Genomic DNA, 18,580 nt, shown 5'->3' on the forward strand with positions numbered 1-18,580 from the left:
GGGACCGCCTGCCACGCCCTAGGGACCACCCGCCGCGTCCAGCTCCACCAGGACGTCGTGCAGAACCGGGAAGAGCGCCGGTGGCGCCGCGACCAGCATCTCCTTGCCGGCCGGCGCACCGGACAGCCCGCCCACGACGAGCCCCGCCTCCTCGGCGATCAGGCCGCCCGCCGCGTGGTCCCACAGGTTCAAGCCTTTCTCGAAGTAGGCGTCCAGACTGCCCTCCGCGGTGAGGCAGAGGTCGAGTGCTGCCGCACCCAGCCGCCGAATGTCACGCACACGGGTGATCAAACGGGCCAGAACGGCGCCCTGGTGCTCGCGCCGGCGGGCGTCGTACCCGAATCCGGTGGCGACCAGGGACTGGTCCAGCGTCGTCCGGACGGAGCCGGTCAGGCGGTGCCCGGCGCGCCACGCCCCGCCGCCCCGGGTGGCCGTCCACTCGTCGCCGGTGGCCGCGTTGATCACCACTCCGGCGACCACCTCGCCGTCGACCTGGGCGGCCAGCGAGACGGCGTACTGGGGCAGGCCGTAGAGGTAGTTCACGGTGCCGTCGATCGGGTCCAGGATCCAGCGCACGGCGCCGGGCGCGACCGTCGCCGAGTCCCCGTACTCCTCGCCGAGCACGCCGTCGCCGGGACGCTCGGCCAGCAGCGCCTCGATCACCTGACGCTCGACCGCCTTGTCGGCCGCGGTCACCACGTCCGTGTCGGTGCTCTTGGTCTCCACGTCGCCGATCGCCTCGTCGCGCATCCGGCGGGCCGTGACGGCGCCCTGCCTGGCCACGCGGACCGCGATCGCCAACAACTCGTCCGTCAAAATCTCACTCACGTGTGGGTCCTTTCCGCCGTTAGCATTCTCCTGCCGGGCTCTTCCGGGGCCGCAACCGGCGTCTTCGGCGAGGTCGTCGAGCGTCGGCGGCGTGCTGTGGGCGGAGGATCTCGGTCGGCGGCGCTACAATTCACCCCTGCCCACGCTTCACGGACACTCGCCTGCGGGACGGTCCGGGTCCCGGGGGCTCCCAAACCGACCCCAGCAACTCTCGCCCCCGCGTGCTGCGCTGGACCCTGGCCGTGCCCAACCTCATCGCCTCCGGAAGGTCATTCGTGACAGAAGCCCACCAGAACGGTGCCGACGTTCGCTCTCTCACCGAGGCCCTGATCACCCATGCTCAGGGTGCGGGCGGGCAACTCACCTCGGCCCAGGTCGCGCATACCCTCGAGTCAGCCGCGGTGAACCCGGCTCAGGCGAAGAAGATTCTGCGCGGCCTCGTCGACGCCGGCATCACCGTCGTCGTCGACGGCTCCGCCAGCACCCGCCGCAAGGTGGCCGCCGCCCGCTCGGCAACGCCGGCGTCGAAGGCGACCACCGCGAAGACGGCGCCCGTCAAGAAGGCCGCGCCCGCGCCGAAGCAGGCCGCACCGGCCGCTGACGGCGGCACGCCGGCCCCCGCCAAGAAGGCGGCGCCGGTCCGCAAGGCCACCGCGGCCGCCAAGGCCACGCCGGCCAAGAAGACCGCCACCAAGGCCGCTCCGGGTCAGCCCGGCGAGGGCCCCGGCGAAGAGATCGATCCCGAAGAGCTCGCCGCCGAGATCGAGGACGTCGTGGTGGAGGAGCCGGCCGCCATGGTCGCGGCTGCCGCCACCGACGCCGCCAGCTCGGCGACCGACGGCGACTTCGAGTGGGACGACGAGGAGTCCGAGGCGCTCAAGCAGGCGCGTCGCGACGCCGAGCTGACCGCTTCCGCCGACTCGGTCCGGGCGTACCTCAAGCAGATCGGCAAGGTTCCGCTGCTCAACGCGGAGCAGGAGGTCGAGCTCGCCAAGCGGATCGAGGCCGGCCTCTACGCCGCGGAGCGGCTGCGCGCCGCCGACGAGGGCGAGGAGACGCTCGAGCGCAACTTCGAGCGCGACCTCAAGTGGATCAACCGGGACGGCGAGCGGGCCAAGAACCACCTGCTCGAGGCGAACCTGCGGCTCGTGGTCTCGCTGGCCAAGCGCTACACCGGTCGCGGCATGGCCTTCCTCGACCTGATCCAGGAGGGCAACCTCGGCCTGATCCGCGCGGTCGAGAAGTTCGACTACACCAAGGGCTACAAGTTCTCCACGTACGCCACCTGGTGGATCCGGCAGGCCATCACCCGCGCCATGGCCGACCAGGCCCGCACCATCCGCATCCCGGTGCACATGGTCGAGGTCATCAACAAGCTCGGCCGCATCCAGCGCGAGCTTCTCCAGGACCTGGGCCGCGAGCCCACCCCGGAGGAGCTGGCGAAGGAGATGGACATCACGCCGGAGAAGGTGCTGGAGATCCAGCAGTACGCGCGTGAGCCGATCTCGCTGGACCAGACCATCGGCGACGAGGGCGACAGCCAGCTCGGTGACTTCATCGAGGACTCCGAGGCGGTCGTCGCGGTCGACGCGGTCTCGTTCTCGCTGCTGCAGGACCAGCTCCAGCAGGTGCTGCAGACGCTCTCCGAGCGGGAGGCGGGCGTGGTCCGGCTGCGCTTCGGCCTGACCGACGGCCAGCCGCGCACGCTGGACGAGATCGGCCAGGTCTACGGCGTGACCCGGGAGCGGATTCGTCAGATCGAGTCCAAGACGATGTCGAAGTTGCGGCACCCGTCCCGGTCCCAGGTCCTCCGCGACTACCTGGACTAGGGTATTCAGTCAACATTACGTGTCCAAATGGTCACCACCCGTACATCAACGGGTGGTGATCAGACCGTTGTGCAGAAGTGATCGTTGACGTGGCACCCTTGGATCACGGCACACTAGCCAGAACGAACGGTGTGACCTCGGTCCCCCCGGGGCACATCGGGAAGGCTGCAACGGTGCAGGGTGTTGCACGATGAGTGAGCAGTAGCCGAGGAACATGTTCATCGGTGACGAACAGAGGAGGAAGGCGATGACCCCGACCCTCACGCCGCCGGCGGGAAGCCTGGCCGGTCTAGCAGCCGATGAACGGTGCGACCGCTGCAATGCAGCCGGGAAGCTCCGTTTGACCCTGGCAGGCGGTGGCGATCTTGTGTTCTGCGGCCACCACGCCAACCGGTACGCCGAGGACCTGGTGAAGATCGCCGTGCACTATGCGGCCGATCCGGAATTCACCTGGCGCGGCGCTGTCATGATGTCGAACTCCACCAACTAGCAGCAGCGGTCCCCCACAGAGACGCGCAAGAAGGGCACCTCCAGCCAGGAGGTGCCCTTCTGTTTGTGCGTAAGACCCTCTGAGCGGCCCGCTGCGGGCCGTAATCCCTCAGAGCGTCTGGATGGTCGCGATCCGCTCCTCGAGCTGCTCGATCGTCGCCTGAGCGCTCGGCGGCCCCCCGCAGAGCCGGCGCAGCTCGGCGTGGATCTTGCCGTGCGGCAGGTTGGTCCGGTGGTGATGGGCCGCCACCAGAGTGTTCAGCTGGCGGCGCAGGCTGTTGCGCCGCTCCCCCGCGCTCATCGGCGCGACCGGTTCCCGCTGCTCCGGCACCGGCGCGGCGGGCTGGGCCAGCTGCTGCCGCTTCTGCGCGGCCAGCTGCTCCGCCTGCCGCTTGTTCAGCAGATCGGTCACCTGCTCCGGGGTGAGCAGGCCGGGCAGGCCCAGGTAGTCCAGCTCCTCGGCGGTGCCGCTGCGCGCGCCGGTGCCGAACGACGTCCCGTCGTAGATCACCTGGTCCAGCTCGGCGGTGGCGGAGAGCGCCTCGAACTGCTTGTCCAGGTCGCCGAGGGCGTCCTCGGACTTCTGCGCCCGCTCGATCAGCTCGTCGTCGAGCCCGTCCTTCTCCTTCGGCGCGCCGAGGACGTGGTTGCGCTGCTCCTCCATCTCGCTGGCCAGCCCCAGCAGGTGCGGCACGCTCGGCAGGAAGACCGTGGCGGTCTCACCCTCCACCCGGGAGCGGACGAACCGGCCGATCGCCTGGGCGAAGTAGAGCGGGGTGGAGGCGCTGGTGGCGTAGACACCGACGGCCAGGCGCGGGATGTCGACGCCCTCGGACACCATCCGGACCGCGACCATCCAGCGCTGCTCGGAGGCGGCGAACGCGGCGATCCGGCCGGAGGCGCCCTCATCGTCGGAGAGGACGATCGTGGCGGACTCCCCGGTCACGTCGTGCAGCAGCTTCGCGTACGCCCGGGCGGACTGCTGGTCGCTCGCGATCACCAGGCCGCCGGCGTCCGGCATGCCGTGCTCGCGCAGCTTGGAGAGCCGGGCGTCGGCCGCCCGCAGCACCTGGGGCATCCAGTCGCCCCGGTGGTCCAGGGCGGTCCGCCAGGCCTGCGCCACCAGATCCTTGGTCATCGGCTCACCGAGGCGGGCCGCCAGCTCGTCGCCGGCGTTGGTCCGCCAGCGGGTCTCCCCGGAGTACGCCATGAACAGCACCGGCCGGACGACCCGGTCCTTCAGCGCGTCGCCGTACCCGTAGACCGAGTCGGCCCGGGACCGCTGGATGCCGTCCTGACCCCGCTCGTAGGTGACGAACGGGATCGGGTTCTCGTCGGAGCGGAACGGGGTCCCGGTGAGCAGCAGGCGCCGCACCGCCGGCTCGAACGCGTCCTTGACCCCGTCACCCCAGCTCCGCGAGTCACCGGCGTGGTGGATCTCGTCCAGGATCACGAACGTGCGCCGGGTGATGGTGCGCCGCTTGTGCACCGCCGGCGCCATGCCGACCTGCGCGTACGTCACCACCGCCCCGTGGAAGTCGCGGGACGAGTGCACGTCGGCGTTGCGGAACTTCGGGTCGAGCTGGATGCCGACCCGGGCCGCGGCGAGCGCCCACTGGGTCTTCAGGTGCTCGGTCGGGCAGACCACGGTGACCGCGTCGCAGGTGCCGTCGGCGAGCATCTCGGCCGCGATCCGCAGGGCGAACGTGGTCTTGCCGGCACCGGGCGTCGCCACGGCCATGAAGTCCTCGGACTGCCGGCGCAGGTACGTCACCATCGCCTTGCGCTGCCAGGCACGCAGCGGCGGGAAGATCTCCAGGTTCGGCAGAGGCGGGCTCAAGCTGCGAGGATCCCTTCACTCACGGAAAAACCCCCGCGATCTGGGGCGCGGAGGCTTCGACCAGCATAGCGGCGGCCGGTTGCCGGGCGGGTGTCGGAAGGCTGCGACCAAAGGCTCAAAACCGAGGCGCCGCGACCGGCGCGGACCACTTGCGGTAGAGCGCGAGGAGGCGTACCCCGGTCATCAGGCCGGCCGCGCCGACCAGCGGGAGGAGGCCGGTGAAGCCCATCCGGTGCATGACCGTGACCAGGACCGCGCCGCCCAGCGCGACCACCGCGTAGATCTCGCGCCGGAGCACCACCGGGATCTCCCCGGTGAGCAGGTCACGGGCCAGGCCGCCGCCGATCGCGGTGAGCATGCCGAGCAGGCAGGCGCCGACCGGCGGGACGCCGGCGGCGATCGCCTTGAGAGTGCCGGTCGCGGTGAACAGGCCCAGCCCGGCGGCGTCCAGCAGCAGCACGGTGCGCCGGAGCCGGTTCAGCGTGGGATGGAGCCAGAACGCGGCAAGCGAGGCCGCCACCGCGGTCACCGCGTACCGCCAGTCGGCGAACGCCAGCGGCGGGACCGACCCGATGGCCAGGTCCCGCAGGATGCCGCCGCCCAGCGCGGCCACGAAGCCGACGAACGCGACCCCGAACAGGTCGAGGCGTTTCGCGACGCCGGCCGTGGCGCCGGAGGCGGCGAACACCGCCACACCGATCAGGTCCGCGACGAGCAGGCCGTATCCGCCCGTCACGCCTTGATCAGACCTTCATGGATTCGTAGATCTCCTTGCACTGCGGGCAGACCGGTGAGCCCGGCTTCGGCGACTTGGTCACCGGGAAGGTCTCGCCGCAGAGGGCCACGACGAGGTTGCCCATGACGGCGCTCTCGGCGATCTTCTCCTTGCGCACGTAATGGAACATCTCCGGACCGGTATCGGCGTCCTTGGTCTCCGGACGCTCAAGGATCTGGGTGCTCACGGTTATCTGCCCTTCAGGAATGCAACGCGGGACCGATCCAACGCAGGACCTCAGCCAGCAAGTCTGACACCTCACGCCGGGTCGGTCCAACGACAAGGCGATAACCAGGACCCGTACGGTGATCATGTGACTGACTTCGCGATTCGATACGGCGACCATGTGACCCGGGCCCGCCGTGACGGCCGGCCGGTGGTGGCCCTGGAGAGCACGATCATCTCGCACGGGCTGCCGCACCCCGACAACCTCCGGGTGGCCCGGGAGATCGAGCAGACCGTCCGGGACAACGGCGCCGAGCCGGCCACCATCGGCATGATCGGCGGCGAGATCGTCGTCGGCCTGGACGACGCGCAGGTCGAGCACCTGGCACTCGCGCAGGACGTGGCGAAGCTCTCCGTCCGTGACCTCGCGATCGCCGCGGCCCGGCGCGCCGACGGCGCCACCACCGTGGCGGCCACCAGCGCGATCGCCGCGGCGGCCGGGATCGGCGTGTTCGCCACCGGCGGCCTGGGCGGCGTGCACCGGGAGGCCAGCGTCACCTTCGACGAGTCGGCCGACCTGACGGCTCTGGCCCGTACCCCGATCGTGGTGGTCTGCGCCGGCGTGAAGTCGATCCTCGACGTGGGCGCCACCCTGGAACGGCTGGAGACCCTCGGCGTCTCGGTGGCCGGTTACCGAACCACCCGCTTCCCCGGCTTCTTCATCACCGACGGCGGCTTCGACGTCGACTGGCAGCTGGACTCGCCGGAGCAGGTCGCGGACTTCATCCGGGCCCGCGACGAGCAGCGGGTCACCGAGGGCGCGCTGGTGCTGGCGAACCCGCTGCCCAGGGACGAGCAACTCGACCCGGAGCTGCACGACCGCACCCTGGAGTCCGGCCTGCGCCTGCTCTCCGAGCAGAACATCACCGGCAAGGCGGTCACCCCGTTCCTGCTGTCGCACTTCCACTCCAGCACCGAGGGGAAGAGCCTGGAGACCAACATCCGGATCATCCTGCGCAACTCGGCGCTGGCCGCCCGGATCGCGGTCGCCGCGACCAGCGGGTCCGCCGGCCCGGTCGGCTTCGCCGCGCCATGATCATCGTCGTCGGGGATCTCGTCACGGACGTCCTCGTCGAACACGACGGCCCTGTGCAGCCCGGTTCGGACACCGACGCGGCGATCCGCGTCGGCGGCGGTGGCCAGGCCGCGAACACGGCGGCCTGGCTGGCCCACACCGGGCACCCGGTCACGCTGGTCTCCGCGGTCGGTGACGACGCCGCCGGACGGGACCGGGTCGCCGAGCTCTCCGACGGCGGCGTGCGCTGCGCGGTGCAGGTCTGCCCCGGCACGGCCACCGGCAGCGTCGTCGTCCTGACCAGCGCCGGCGAACGCACCATGATCACCGATCGGGGCGCGTCGCTGCTGCTCGGCCCGGCGCACGTGACAGCGGTCGTCGACGCCGCGCCGGACGGCACGCACGTGCACCTCTCCGGCTATCCGCTGCTGCACGCCGGGTCCCGGGACGCCGGCCTGGCGGCCCTGGCGGCCGCCGCCCGGCGGGGATTTCCGGTGAGCGTCGACGCGGCCTCGGCGGCCCCGTTACGGTCGGTGGGCGCTTCCGCCTTCCTCGATTGGGTACGGGGTTCCGCCCTGCTGCTGTGCAACGCGGACGAGGCGGACGTGCTGGCCGGGCCGGGCAGCCCCGGTGAGCAGGCGCGGCGGCTGACGGCTCACGTGCACGCGGCCGTGGTGAAGCAGGGGGCGGCCGGCGCGGTGTGGAGCGGGCGGGACGGGTCGGAGGTCGGTGGGCGGGCTCAGGCCGTACCCATGAAAGATCCGACCGGCGCGGGTGACGCCTTCGCCGCAGGTCTGCTCGCGGCCCGGTGTTCCGGGGCGTCGCCGCGGGAGGCGCTCGCCGCGGGGGCTGAACTCGGCGCCCGTGCGGTCGCTGTCCTGGGAGCGCGGCCGTCCTAGCCGGCCGGGTCTGCGTTCGTTCCTGGCCGGGGTCTGCGTTCGTTCCTAGCCGGGTCTGCGCTCGTTCTTGCCCGCGGGCTCGTTCGTTTCCACGATCTCGGCGTCGATGATGATCGGCTCCGGGGTGGTCTGCTCCGCGGCGGCGGCCTGGATCAGCGCCCGCCGGTAGTCCTCCCGCGCCGCCGCGTCGGCCGCCCGCTCGGCCTTGGATTTCGGCGGGCGGTCGTTCGCGATCAGCACCGCCGCCCAGGGCAGGAAGACCATCCCGGCGGCGCAGAGGATCAGCCAGAGCGCCAGCAGCGGCACCCGCAGACTGATCAGGACGCCCCCGAGGATCAGGCACAACGCCCGGATCCCCATCATCGTGACGTAACGGATCTCCCGGCTTCGGAGCTGGTCGCCCTGGCTGCGAGCGGCATCGGTGATCAACACCGGTTGCTTTTTCACGCGCGGACTCCGATCGACTCCGCCATCCTCCCACCGTCCGGGGAATTCCGGCCAGCCGGCCCGCGAATCAGGAGCCCTTCGCCGCTTTCGCCTCGGCCTTGACCTGCTTCTTGTACGCCCGGACCTTCCCGAGCGACTCCTCGTCGACGATGTCCGCGACCGACCGGTACGCGTCCGCGTCGCCGTAGCCGCCCGCAGCCTCCCGCCAGCCCGCCGGCTGCACACCGCACTGCTTGCCGAGCAGCGCCACGAAGATCTGCGCCTTCTGCTTGCCGAACCCGGGCAGCGCGAAGATCCGCTGGTACAGCTCGGCGCCGCTCCCGACGCCGGCCCAGAGGTTCGCCGCCTCGCCGTCGTACCGGTCCACCAGCACCCGGCAGACCTCCTGCACCCGGGCGGCCATCGCCTTCGGGAACCGGTGCAGCGCGGGCGGCTCCGAGAAGATCGCCAGCAACGCCTCCGGGTCGAACTCGGCGAGCTCGGTGGCGGTCGGCACGTGCCCGAGCCGCTGGGCCAGGACGTGCGGCGAGGTGAACGCCTTCTCCATGGTGATCTGCTGGTCGAGGGTCAGACCGATCAGCACGGCGAGCGGGTCGCGGTCCAGAAGCGCGTTCGCCTCGGCGTCGATGGGCAGCGAGAATGACATGCGCTCATCTTCCTACCTCACCCGGGCGGCGGGTCGGCGAGTCCCACGCGTGCGCGATCCGACACTGCCGATCCGGCGCCGGCGGGTGCGTGAACCCACACTGCTGGTCCGCTCCCCCGCGTGCGGCGTTCAGTCAGCGGAGCTGGAGGCGGCGTCGGCCTCCAGCCGGCGAGCGGCCTCCTCGGCCAGTTCCTGGACGACGCGGAGCTGGTCCGCGCCGAACTCCCGGGGCCGCAGGTCCAGGCCACAGATGCTGCCGAGGACCCCACCCCGGCCGGAGATCAGCGGAGCGCCGATGTAGGAGCGGACGCCCTCGATCGTGACCAGCGGGTTGTCCCGGAATTCCGGGTCGGCGGTGAAGTCGTTGACGTACCGGGCGGCGCGGTTGCGCAGCATCGGGGTGCAGAACGCCCATTCGATCGGGGTGCCGCCGGCCTCGCCGAGCCAGGCCGGGATCGGGCCGTACCCGGCGAGGAAGACCTGTGCGTCGGTGAGCAGGCCGGTGATCACGGCGAACGGGGTGTCCATCGCCACCGCGACCTGTTCCACGAGCTCGGTGAGATAGGCACGGGGCGTCTCCCGGTCCAGGCCTACGCGTGCCAGGTCGCGCAGCCGGGAGGGGTCGTGCAGTTCGGGATAGCGCGTGAAGATCACGACGGCACCGTGCGAGCCAGGGCCTCGTACGTGATGATCCGGACTTTGAGCGAGCGCCCGGCGACCCGGCTCAGCTCGCCCACCTCCATCACGTGCTCGGCCACCCGGCGCAGCTCGGCCGGCGACGTGACCGGGCGGCGCATGCCGAGCGCCTGCACCGCGAGGGTCCACAGCCCTTCGGCCATCTGCGGGCCGATCAGGTCCGCCAGGGCCTTGACGGCGTCCTGCTCGGTCGGCATGTCGTGGCCGTAATTCTCGATGCGAGCCATCGCCGGGCACCTCTCGCTGGCAGTCTCGTGGCGGTCTCGTGGTCAGAAGAGTTCGATGAGCGGTTCGGCAGCGGACTGGACCTCCTGACCGGTCTGCTGAGCGTGGGTGGTCCGCTGACGCGACATCACGTGTTTCGCCTGCAGGCTCTCCACGTTGATGGCGCCGGCTCGCAACTCCTCCTCGGTGAGGTCGCCACGCGCGTACGCGCTCACGTCGGCGGCCTGCCGGGAGACGTCGGTGACCGCCTCAGCCACATGTTCCAGCATCTGACGGCTGATGTCCTGGAACTGGACGTGACCGACCGCGCCGGTGGTCTCCGAGATCAGCGCGTCGGAGCTGCGCTGCACCTGGGTCGCCGCGCTGACGGTGTCCTTGAGGATGCCGGTCACCATCTCGGACATCTCGCGCTGCGCGTTGGCGATGCCGCCGAGACGGCGGGTCATCGCCGTCTCCTCGGTGTGCGCCGGGATCTCCTCGCTCCGGTCGAACTGGCTGTCGTCGGAGAGCACCGAGTCGAGCTTGGCGGTCAGGTCGGCGATGCTGCTGCCGATGCCGTGCGCCGCCTCGGACGACCGGTGGGCCAGCTTGCGGACCTCGTCGGCGACGACCGAGAAGCCCTCACCCGCCTCACCTGCCCGGACCGCTTCGATCATGGCGTTGAGCGCGAGGATGTTGGTGGCCCGGCTGACCTCCTCGATCTGGGTGACGTGCTGGTTCAGCTCCCGCATCTGGTCCACCAGGGCCCGGATCTGGAAGTCGCGGTGCAGGAAGTAGGCGATGAGCCGGCCGACCAGCTGGTCGTTGGACGAGCTGACCTGGCTGAGCTCGCTCTCGGTGCGGGAGAGGGTGCCGGCGAGCTGCGCCACGTCGCCGGACATCACCTCGGCCAGGGAGTCGACCTTCACGAGCTGTTCGACGATTGCCTGGGCCGCTTCCCCGGTCTGCTCGATCACGTCGCGGATGTGGCCGTCGACCACCTCGCAGAACGCCGGGATCGGCTCCAGCGCCTCGGCCACGACGTCCCCGCGCACACCCTGCTGCTCCGGCTGCTCGGCCGGAGAGAGGGTGAGCCTGCGGAGAAGGCTTGGCATGCGGTACCTCCAAAGCGAGAAGAGCCGTGGGATCAGGCGCCGGGCAGAACCTGCTTGATCACGCCGAGCAGCTGGTCCGGTCCGACCGGCTTGACCAGCCAGCCGGTGGCGCCGGCGTTCTTCGCCTCGGTCCGCTTCGACTGCTCGGACTCGGTGGTCAGCATGAGGATCGGGGTGAATCGCATGCCGGGGGCCTTGCGCGCCTCGCGGGCGAACGTGATCCCGTCCATCTGCGGCATGTTGACGTCGCTGATGATCAGGTTCGGCTTGACGCCCTTGGCGAGCTTGTCCATGGCCTCCTTGCCGTGACCGGCGGTCTCCACGGTGTATCCGGCCTTGGTGAGGATCGACTTGAGGCTCATGAGCATGGTCGCGGAGTCGTCGACGAGCATCACGGTGGTCATGGTGGTTCGCTCCCCTTGTTACCGGCTGTGCCGCTGCTCCCGTTGAGCAGTGGCAGCACCTGCGTCGCCAGGAAGGCGTCTTTCGGTGCTGCAGAAATCTTCGGTTTGAAAAGCAGCAGGGCCTGGAGCGCGCCGGTGTGCAGATGGTTGCATCTGCTCAGGCTGACCCGGGGTCGTTTGGCGGCCCGCAGCCAGCCGGCCAGCTGCTCCACCTCGTCGACGGTGACCACGCCGACGAGCGTCGCGCTGTCGTCATGCAACTCGAGCGGCAAGGCCGAGCACCTCCTTCATGTTGAGCACCAGCAGCACCAGGCCGTCGCCGAGCAGCGCGGTGCCGGAGAACTCGTCGGCGTAGGCGAGCAGGCCCTCCATCGGTTTCAGGATCACGTCCACCTCCCGGTGGAACTGCTCGACGAGCAGGCCCACCCGCTGCCCGTTGACGCTGACCACGAGGATCGCCCGGTCGGCGTCCGGATCAGCGGCCCAGGGCATGTCCAGCGCCCGCGCCAGGTCCAGCACCGGCACCACCTCGCCGCGCATCACGACCACGTCCTGGTGCAGCACGCGGCCCATCTCGGCGGCCGGCACGCGTACCGTCTCGACCACCAGGTCGACCGGTATGCCGAACCGCTGCCCGGCCACGCTGACCACCATCACCTGCGTCACGGCCATCGAGAGCGGCAGTCGCAACCGGGTCGAGGTGCCCTGCCCGAGCTTCGACCGCATCGTCACGGTGCCGCCGAGCTTCTCGACGCTGGCGCGCACCGCGTCCATCCCGACTCCCCGCCCGGAAAGATCCGAAACCTGATCGGCGGTGGAGAATCCCGGGCGGAACACCAGGTCGACGGCCTCGATGTCGCTCAGCGACTCCAGCTCCTCCTCGGAGATCAGACCCTTTTCGTACGCCTTGCGCTTGACGCGTACCGGGTCGACGCCCCGGCCGTCGTCGGAGACCTCGACGATCACCGCGTCGCCGTCGGCCACGGCCGCGAGGGTGAGCCGGGCGGCCGGGTTCTTGCCGCTCGCGGTCCGCTCGTCGGACGGCTCGATGCCGTGGTCCAGGCTGTTGCGCACGAGGTGCACCAGCGGGTCGCCGAGGGCCTCGATGACGTCCTTGTCGGCCATCGTGTCCTCGCCCTCGGTGACCAGCTCGATGGTCTTGCCGAGCCGGCGGCTGAGGTCGCGGACCAGGCGCGGGAACCTGCCGAACGCCACCGAGAGCGGCAGCATGCGCACGTCCATCACCGCGGACTGGAGTTCCTCGGCGATCCGGTGCAGGCCGGCGTACTGGTCCTTGATCCGCCGGCTGAGCACCCGGCTGCCGAACTCCTCCTCGGCCGAGTCGGCCAGGAAGGTGAGGCCGTTCTTCGCGACGTTCAGCTCCCCGACCAGCTCCATCAGCCGGTCCACCTTCTCCTGGTCGACCTTGAGCACCCGGGTGCCGACCTGGCCGCCGGGGTCGTCGGCCCGGCCGGTGGGCTCGGCGGGCGGTCCGGCGGCGGCCACCGGTGCGGACGCGGCCGCTGCCACCGGCACGGTGCCGACCGGCGCCGGCGCGGCCTCGGCGAGGAGACGTTCCACCGCTTCGCTCACGCTTGCGCGGTCGGCCTCGGTCAGATCTTCGGGTACGCCCAGAGCCCGCGCCGCCGCCATGACGGCCAGCGCCACGGACCGCAACTGAACGCCCTCGACCGGATTGATCTCCAGGGTCCGCTGGGCCGCGGCGAGCACCGACCGGGCGTCGGCGGCCAGCTCGGAGTCGATCACCTCGGTGACCGCGATGGTGACCTTCTCCTCGACCTTCAGCGGTGGCTCGCCGCTGAGATGCCGGGTGATCGCGTCGCCGTCCAGCTCGACGATCTGCACCTGGTCCGGCACGTACCGGAACAGGTACTCCAGCTCGCCGATGCCGGCCCGGGTGGCGACCACGAAGGAGAGCAGGCAGACGTACTCGTCGTACTCCTCCGGCGCGGGCCACTGCTCGGGCTGCACGATCCCGAGCTTGTCCAGACCGGGCACCTGGCGTACCAGATGGATGGGGTCCTCGGCCCGGAAGAAGCAGTCCGCGTCCGGGGTGTAGCGGACGAACCGCATGGTCGAGGTGGTGGTCTCCAGCCAGGTCGCGGTCTCGGTGAGCCACTCGGCGTCGAACCACGCGAGCCACTCGGGCGCCGCATCGATCACGGCGATGCCCGCGGCCGCGGTCGCCGCGGTGTGCGCGACCGGCTCACCGCCGAGCGGCGCCCGCAACTTGGTGATCAGCCCGGCCGCGTCGTTGCCGGCGCTGGCGGGCAGCCGCTCGTGCGCCGTGACGTGCGCGAGCCAGCCGCGGATCAGGTCGAACGCGGCGAGCAGGTCGTCGGTCATGCCGGAGTCGAGGGCGAGGCGGCCCCCGCGTACCGCGTCCAGAAGATCCTCGGCCGCGTGGGTGAGCCGGGTCAGCTCGGGGAAGTCGAACAGGCCGGACGAGCCCTTGAAGGTGTGCGCAGCGCGGAACACCTCGTTGACCAGCTCGGCGTCGCCGGGATCGCGCTCCAGGTGCAGGAGGCCTTCGTCGACCGAGGCGAGCAGGTCGTTCGCCTCGGCGAGGAACTGTGCGAGCAACGGATTCATGCCGGTGTGCCCCTCCCGGCCGTGAGCATGGTGGCGATCCGGATCAGCCGTTCTCCGGTGACCGGTTTGACCAGGTACAGGTTGGCGCCGGCCGCATACGCCCGGTCGGCGTCGCCGGGGCGGTCCTCGGTGCTGATCATGAGGACCGGCGCGTCGGTGGCGACGGTCTCCGAACGCAGGTTCTCGACGCAGGTGTAGCCGTTCATCTTCGGCATGTTCACGTCGACCACGAACAGGTCGAACGGTGTCGCCATGGCCGCCTCGACGGCTTCCAGGCCGTTCGCCGCCTCATCCACCTGGAAACCGGCTTCGAGCAGCAGGCTGCTGTGGTAGAGCCGCACCGTGGCGGCGTCGTCGACGACGAGCACCCGGGGCGGCGCCTCGGTATCGGTCATCACTTCGCTCCGGTCGGTCGCTGGTAGACGATGCCCTCCGCCAGGCGGGTGGGTGTGAAGATCGGCGAGATCCGGCTCATCGACTCGGAATGGCCGAGGAAGAGGTAGCCGCCGGGACGCATCGCGCCGTACAGGTTCTCGGCTGCCCGGCGGCTGGAGAGCTCGTCGAAGTAGATCAGCACGTTGCGGCAGAAGACCACGTCGAAGTCGCGGAAGGCGCGCATCGCCATCGTGTCGCAGACGTTCACTCGGTGCAGCGTCACCGCGCTGCGGATGCCCTCGTCGACCTGGTACCGCCCGGACCCGACCGGGGTGAAGTACTTGTTCAGCCAGGGCTTGGGCACCCGCTGCACCGAGCGATCGTTGTAGCTGGCGTGCGCCGCCTTGGCGAGCACCTCGCTGTCGATGTCGGCGCCGTGGATCTCCACGTCGACGTGGTCGATCTGGTCCCACTCCTCCAGCAGGCGCAGCGCGATCGAGTACGGCTCCTCGCCGGTCGAGCAGGGCAACGAAAGGATCTTGACCGGCCCGACGATCCGGTTCAGCCCGCCCCGGTCACGCAGCACGTTCGGCAGCACCGTGCTGAGCATCGCGTCGAACTGGTAGTCCTCGCGCAGGAAGTACGTCTCGTTGACGGTCAACTGGTTGATCAGGTCCTGGAGCATGCCGGTGTTCTCGTTCACCCGCAGCGCCGCGAACCAGCCGCTGAACGTGTCGTACGGCGACTCCCGTACGCAAGTCTCGATCCGCTTGTCCACGAAGTAGCGCTTCGCCGAGGTGAAGTGGATCCCGGTGCGTTTGTAGAAGTACTCGGTGAACCGGACGAAGTCGGCGTCGGAGAGACCGGCCCCGGTGGCGGGCGCGCTCGCCATCACGCCGTCCCGGCCAGACGGGGCAGGGCCGCCTGAACGGTGAATCGCAGGAACGGATCGTCCGGGAAGCGGCGCACGGCCTCCTCCAGCACGGCGGCGTGCTCGGGGCCGGCCACCGGCAGCAGCGCGTCGATCGCCGCGGTCACCACGTTCGGATGCGGGTCCTCACTGATCATCTGGACCAGCCAGGCGGCCGTGTCCGGATGGTTCAGGTCGGCCAGCACCATCGCGGTCATCACCCGGACGTCGTGGTCGGGCGCGACCAGCAGGCTGGGCAGCAGCGCCGGCATCGACCTCGGCATGGTCGCCAGCGCCTCCGCGACGGCCGTGCGCAGCGCCGCGTCGTCGCTGGCCAGGTGGACGGCGAGGCTGCCCGCCACGGTCTCGTTGTCGTGCGCCGCGAGCGTGGTGAGGATCGCGTCGCGTACGTTCGTCTCGGTCTCCACCGTCATCCGGGTGAGCAGGTGCGGCACTGATTCCTCGTCGCCCTCCAGACCCAGCGCGGCCTCCCGCCGGCAGTCCGGGTCGGGGTCGTCCAGCTGAGCCCGCAGCGCCTCCGCCGACGGTCTCTCCGGCGCGACGTCCTCGGGTTGCTCCGCTGCCTTCTTGCGGACGAGTCCCATCGTGATCACCCTTCCTCGGCGTTCAGCGGACCCAGTCGGCCAACTGGTCGGCGATCTCGTACGAGGGCAGCACGACCGTGGCGCCACCCCGCCGGGCGAGTTCGCCCGGCATGCCCCAGACCACCGCTGTCTCCTCGGACTCGGCGACGGTCCGGCCGCCGCCCTCCTTGACGGCGGCCATCTCGGTGGCGCCGTCATCGCCCATTCCGGTCAGCAGGGCGCACACCAGCCGTTCCGGGTCGATGTAGCGCCGGGCCGAGCCGACCAGCCGGTCCACGCTGGGATGCCAGCGGTACTCGGCGGCGGCCGGCACGCTCTTGACGATCAGGCCGTCGGTGCGCCGGGCCACCACCACGTCCGCGTTGCCCCGGCCGATGTAGATGTTGCCGCGTTGCAGGTTCATGATCCGGTCGACCTCGTGCACCCGCAGCGCGCAGATCTCGTCCAGGCGACGGGCCAGCGCCGCGGTGAACGACGCCGGGATGTGCTGCGCCACCACCACCGGGGCGCCGAGCGTGCCGGGCAGCTTGGGCAGCAGTTCGGAGAGCAGCGCCGGGCCACCGGTGGACGACCCGATCAGCAGCAGGTCGACGGCGCCGACCTTGCCCGGCTGCCGTCGCGGCGGCGGTGCGGTGGACACCTGCCGGGTCTGCGCGCGGACCCGGGCGGTCAGCCCACCGGCCCGTTTGAGCCGGGCCTGGGCCGCGGCCCGGACCTTGGTCACCAGCTCGGCGCTGACGTCCTCGATGTTGAGCGAGACGGTGCCGCCCGGTTTCGGGACGTAGTCCACCGCGCCCAGCTCCAGCGCCTCCAGCGTGACAAGCGCGTTGTGCTCGGTCAGCGAGGAGACCATGATGACCGGGGTCGGCTGCTCGTCCATGATCCGGGCGAGGCAGGTCATCCCGTCCATCTCCGGCATGTTGATGTCGAGCGTCACCACATCCGGCTTGAGGCGTCCGAGCTGTTCCAGCGCGTCCACCCCGTTACGGGCGGTGTGCACGTCGAACTCGCCGGTGTCGGTGAGGATCCCCTTGAGTGCCCGCCGCATCAGCGCGGAGTCGTCGACGACCAGGACGGAGGTTGATGACACGGCAGACTCCGATCACACGCCGACGAGCGCCTCGTCGACGATCGCCTCGCACAGCTCGGCAGCCTGATCGGCCTGCTCGGCCGCGAGCAGCTGGTCCACCTGGACGAGCAGCAGCATCCGCTGCTGGTCCGGCAGGTTCGCCACCCGGGAGACCACCCGCGCCTGCTCCGCGGAGAGTTCCGGGGCGGGTTCCAGCACGTTGCGCCCGACCCGGGCCACCTCGGCGACCGAGTCGACGATGAACCCGGTGCGCACCCCACCGATGATCAGCACCACGATGCGCTGCCGCTCGTCCCGCTCGGTGCGGCCCAGCCCGAGCCGGGTCCGCAGGTCGACCACCGGGAGAACGGTTCCGCGCAGATTGACCAGGCCTTCGACGAAATCAAACGACTTGGGTACGCGGATGAGCGCTTCCGGCACCCGGATGATCTCCTGCACGGTGTCGACGTCGACCGCGTACTCCTCGTCGTCGAGGCGGAACACCACGAACAGTTCCTCGTCGCCGCGCCCGTCGTCGGCCTCGGACCGGTCCCGTTCCACAGCCATCTCCTCGTTCTCGTCGCGGTAGTCGGCGATCTCGTTGCGCACCTCCGGCGAGTCGAACATCCGGTTCACGCTGAGCACTGAGACCAGCCGTTTGCCGTCCTCGAGGCGGCAGACCGACTCGACCTCGCTCTTACGGCCCTCACCTTCGACCACGTTGGGCAGCGGGGCGACCAGCTGATGCGGCACCCGCAGCACCTCACGCACGGTGTCCATCACCACGCCCACCACGCCACCGTCGATCGAGACCACGACGATCCGGTTCTGCGGCGCGAGCGGGGTGACCGGCAGGCCGAAGACCCGCCGCATGCTCACCACCGGCAGCAACCGGCCGCGCAGGTCGATCACGCCGAGGACCCGGCTGCCGGCGTTCGGCACATGGCTCACCGACTCGGGCGCCTGGACGATCTCCTGCACCTGTTCGATCGGGAGCGCGTACTCCTGACCCTCCACCGCGAAGCTGACCAGCTCCAGGGTGTCGTCCGACTCGGCGTCCCCGTCCGATTCGCCCGGCACCCGGGCCGTCGCGGCGGTGTCCCGGCTGCCCCGCTCGGAGAGCCGGGAGAACTGACTGCCGATCAGGTTGTCCACGTGAAGCACCGTGGTCATGTCGCCGTCGTCGGACTTGATCACGCCGACCAGCACGTCGGAGCGGACCGTGGACTGCACCGACTCGGCCGGCTCGAGCGCCTGCGGATCGATGCTGATCACGCTCGCCACCCGGTCGACCACGAAGCCGAGCGGCACTCCGCCGTCGACCACGATCACCCGTGTCGTCTCGTCGTGGGGTGCCTGCTCCATGGAACAGCAGCCCCGCAGGTTCACCACCGGCAGCACCCGGCCCCGCAAATTAGCCAGGCCTTCCAGCGACGGCGGGCCGAGTGGCACCTTCACCACGGCCGGCATCCGGATGATCTCCTGCACCCGGTGCATCGGGAAGGCGTACCGCTCCCCCGCCATGTCGAACGTGACATAGTCCGTGTTCTCGTCGTCCAGCTCGTCGGCGCCGAGCTCCTCGTCGGTGTCCATCGG

21 protein-coding genes are annotated in these 18,580 nt (G+C 70.4%); 4 read left to right on the plus strand and 17 right to left on the minus strand.

Translation table 11 applies throughout. The annotated features are described in order from the left end of the window. Positions 1 to 18: 18 nt before the first annotated feature. Positions 19 to 828: an inositol monophosphatase family protein gene (locus AMIS_RS33790; protein ID WP_014446961.1), complete on the minus strand. Its 810-nt coding sequence runs from the start codon at positions 826 to 828 to the stop codon at positions 19 to 21. 275 nt (positions 829 to 1,103) lie between these two features. Here AMIS_RS33790 and AMIS_RS33795 point away from each other — a divergent pair, with 275 nt between their 5' ends. Beyond that, positions 1,104 to 2,657 carry an RNA polymerase sigma factor gene (locus tag AMIS_RS33795; RefSeq protein ID WP_041831554.1) on the plus strand — a complete coding sequence of 518 codons (1,554 nt, stop codon included), beginning with the start codon at positions 1,104 to 1,106 and terminating at the stop codon, positions 2,655 to 2,657. Between the two features lie 247 nt (positions 2,658 to 2,904). Continuing rightward, entirely contained in the window at positions 2,905 to 3,147 is a 243-nt protein-coding gene (locus AMIS_RS33800) for a DUF7455 domain-containing protein (RefSeq protein WP_014446963.1), read from the plus strand. Between the two features lie 108 nt (positions 3,148 to 3,255). Here the strand turns inward: AMIS_RS33800 and AMIS_RS33805 are convergent, their stop codons facing one another. The 3 genes from AMIS_RS33805 to AMIS_RS33815 form a co-directional block, all read right to left on the minus strand. Then, positions 3,256 to 4,986, minus strand: coding sequence for a DEAD/DEAH box helicase (locus AMIS_RS33805; RefSeq protein ID WP_014446964.1), 1,731 nt, complete (start codon positions 4,984 to 4,986; stop codon positions 3,256 to 3,258). 115 nt (positions 4,987 to 5,101) lie between these two features. After that, the gene (locus tag AMIS_RS33810; protein ID WP_014446965.1) at positions 5,102 to 5,722 is read right to left on the minus strand and encodes a trimeric intracellular cation channel family protein; all 621 of its coding nucleotides are present in this window, start codon (positions 5,720 to 5,722) and stop codon (positions 5,102 to 5,104) included. 7 nt (positions 5,723 to 5,729) lie between these two features. Then, the gene (locus tag AMIS_RS33815; protein WP_041831555.1) at positions 5,730 to 5,954 is read right to left on the minus strand and encodes a DUF3039 domain-containing protein; all 225 of its coding nucleotides are present in this window, start codon (positions 5,952 to 5,954) and stop codon (positions 5,730 to 5,732) included. 120 nt (positions 5,955 to 6,074) lie between these two features. Here AMIS_RS33815 and AMIS_RS33820 point away from each other — a divergent pair, with 120 nt between their 5' ends. Together AMIS_RS33820 and AMIS_RS33825 are read left to right on the plus strand one after the other, a co-directional pair. Continuing rightward, a complete protein-coding gene (locus AMIS_RS33820) occupies positions 6,075 to 7,022 on the plus strand; it encodes a pseudouridine-5'-phosphate glycosidase (RefSeq protein ID WP_014446967.1) in 948 nt (315 codons plus the stop codon). After that, complete coding sequence (locus tag AMIS_RS33825) at positions 7,019 to 7,900, plus strand: carbohydrate kinase family protein (protein ID WP_014446968.1); 882 nt, start codon at positions 7,019 to 7,021, stop codon at positions 7,898 to 7,900. Before AMIS_RS33820 ends, AMIS_RS33825 begins: the two co-directional genes overlap by 4 nt. 45 nt (positions 7,901 to 7,945) lie before the next feature. Here the strand turns inward: AMIS_RS33825 and AMIS_RS33830 are convergent, their stop codons facing one another. The 13 genes from AMIS_RS33830 to AMIS_RS33890 form a co-directional block, all read right to left on the minus strand. Further along, a complete protein-coding gene (locus AMIS_RS33830; RefSeq protein ID WP_014446969.1) occupies positions 7,946 to 8,347 on the minus strand; it encodes a DUF3099 domain-containing protein in 402 nt (133 codons plus the stop codon). A gap of 67 nt (positions 8,348 to 8,414) precedes the next feature. Further along, positions 8,415 to 8,993 carry an HhH-GPD-type base excision DNA repair protein gene (locus tag AMIS_RS33835; protein ID WP_014446970.1) on the minus strand — a complete coding sequence of 193 codons (579 nt, stop codon included), beginning with the start codon at positions 8,991 to 8,993 and terminating at the stop codon, positions 8,415 to 8,417. A gap of 129 nt (positions 8,994 to 9,122) precedes the next feature. Continuing rightward, positions 9,123 to 9,647, minus strand: a complete 525-nt coding sequence (locus AMIS_RS33840) for a GAF domain-containing protein (protein WP_014446971.1) — start codon at positions 9,645 to 9,647, stop codon at positions 9,123 to 9,125. Then, a complete protein-coding gene (locus AMIS_RS33845) occupies positions 9,644 to 9,916 on the minus strand; it encodes a hypothetical protein (RefSeq protein WP_014446972.1) in 273 nt (90 codons plus the stop codon). Before AMIS_RS33845 ends, AMIS_RS33840 begins: the two co-directional genes overlap by 4 nt. 42 nt (positions 9,917 to 9,958) lie before the next feature. Then, positions 9,959 to 11,008, minus strand: a complete 1,050-nt coding sequence (locus AMIS_RS33850; protein WP_014446973.1) for a methyl-accepting chemotaxis protein — start codon at positions 11,006 to 11,008, stop codon at positions 9,959 to 9,961. A gap of 32 nt (positions 11,009 to 11,040) precedes the next feature. Then, positions 11,041 to 11,412 carry a response regulator gene (locus tag AMIS_RS33855; protein ID WP_014446974.1) on the minus strand — a complete coding sequence of 124 codons (372 nt, stop codon included), beginning with the start codon at positions 11,410 to 11,412 and terminating at the stop codon, positions 11,041 to 11,043. After that, complete coding sequence (locus tag AMIS_RS33860; protein ID WP_041830233.1) at positions 11,409 to 11,684, minus strand: hypothetical protein; 276 nt, start codon at positions 11,682 to 11,684, stop codon at positions 11,409 to 11,411. Before AMIS_RS33860 ends, AMIS_RS33855 begins: the two co-directional genes overlap by 4 nt. Next, positions 11,665 to 14,025: a chemotaxis protein CheA gene (locus AMIS_RS33865; protein WP_014446976.1), complete on the minus strand. Its 2,361-nt coding sequence runs from the start codon at positions 14,023 to 14,025 to the stop codon at positions 11,665 to 11,667. The genes AMIS_RS33860 and AMIS_RS33865 overlap by 20 nt, the downstream gene beginning before the upstream one ends. Then, positions 14,022 to 14,420 (minus strand): response regulator, encoded by a 399-nt coding sequence (locus tag AMIS_RS33870; protein WP_041830234.1) that lies wholly within the window; start codon positions 14,418 to 14,420, stop codon positions 14,022 to 14,024. Before AMIS_RS33870 ends, AMIS_RS33865 begins: the two co-directional genes overlap by 4 nt. Then, on the minus strand, positions 14,420 to 15,292 hold the full coding sequence (locus AMIS_RS33875; protein ID WP_014446978.1) for a CheR family methyltransferase: 873 nt from the start codon (positions 15,290 to 15,292) through the stop codon (positions 14,420 to 14,422). Before AMIS_RS33875 ends, AMIS_RS33870 begins: the two co-directional genes overlap by 1 nt. Beyond that, positions 15,292 to 15,915: a HEAT repeat domain-containing protein gene (locus AMIS_RS33880; protein WP_041831556.1), complete on the minus strand. Its 624-nt coding sequence runs from the start codon at positions 15,913 to 15,915 to the stop codon at positions 15,292 to 15,294. Before AMIS_RS33880 ends, AMIS_RS33875 begins: the two co-directional genes overlap by 1 nt. A 22-nt stretch (positions 15,916 to 15,937) precedes the next feature. Further along, positions 15,938 to 17,005: a chemotaxis-specific protein-glutamate methyltransferase CheB gene (cheB, locus tag AMIS_RS33885; RefSeq protein WP_014446980.1), complete on the minus strand. Its 1,068-nt coding sequence runs from the start codon at positions 17,003 to 17,005 to the stop codon at positions 15,938 to 15,940. A gap of 12 nt (positions 17,006 to 17,017) precedes the next feature. Beyond that, entirely contained in the window at positions 17,018 to 18,577 is a 1,560-nt protein-coding gene (locus AMIS_RS33890; RefSeq protein WP_014446981.1) for a chemotaxis protein CheW, read from the minus strand. Positions 18,578 to 18,580 lie beyond the last annotated feature (3 nt).

This window comes from Actinoplanes missouriensis 431, from assembly GCF_000284295.1.
Classification (GTDB): domain Bacteria; phylum Actinomycetota; class Actinomycetes; order Mycobacteriales; family Micromonosporaceae; genus Actinoplanes; species Actinoplanes missouriensis.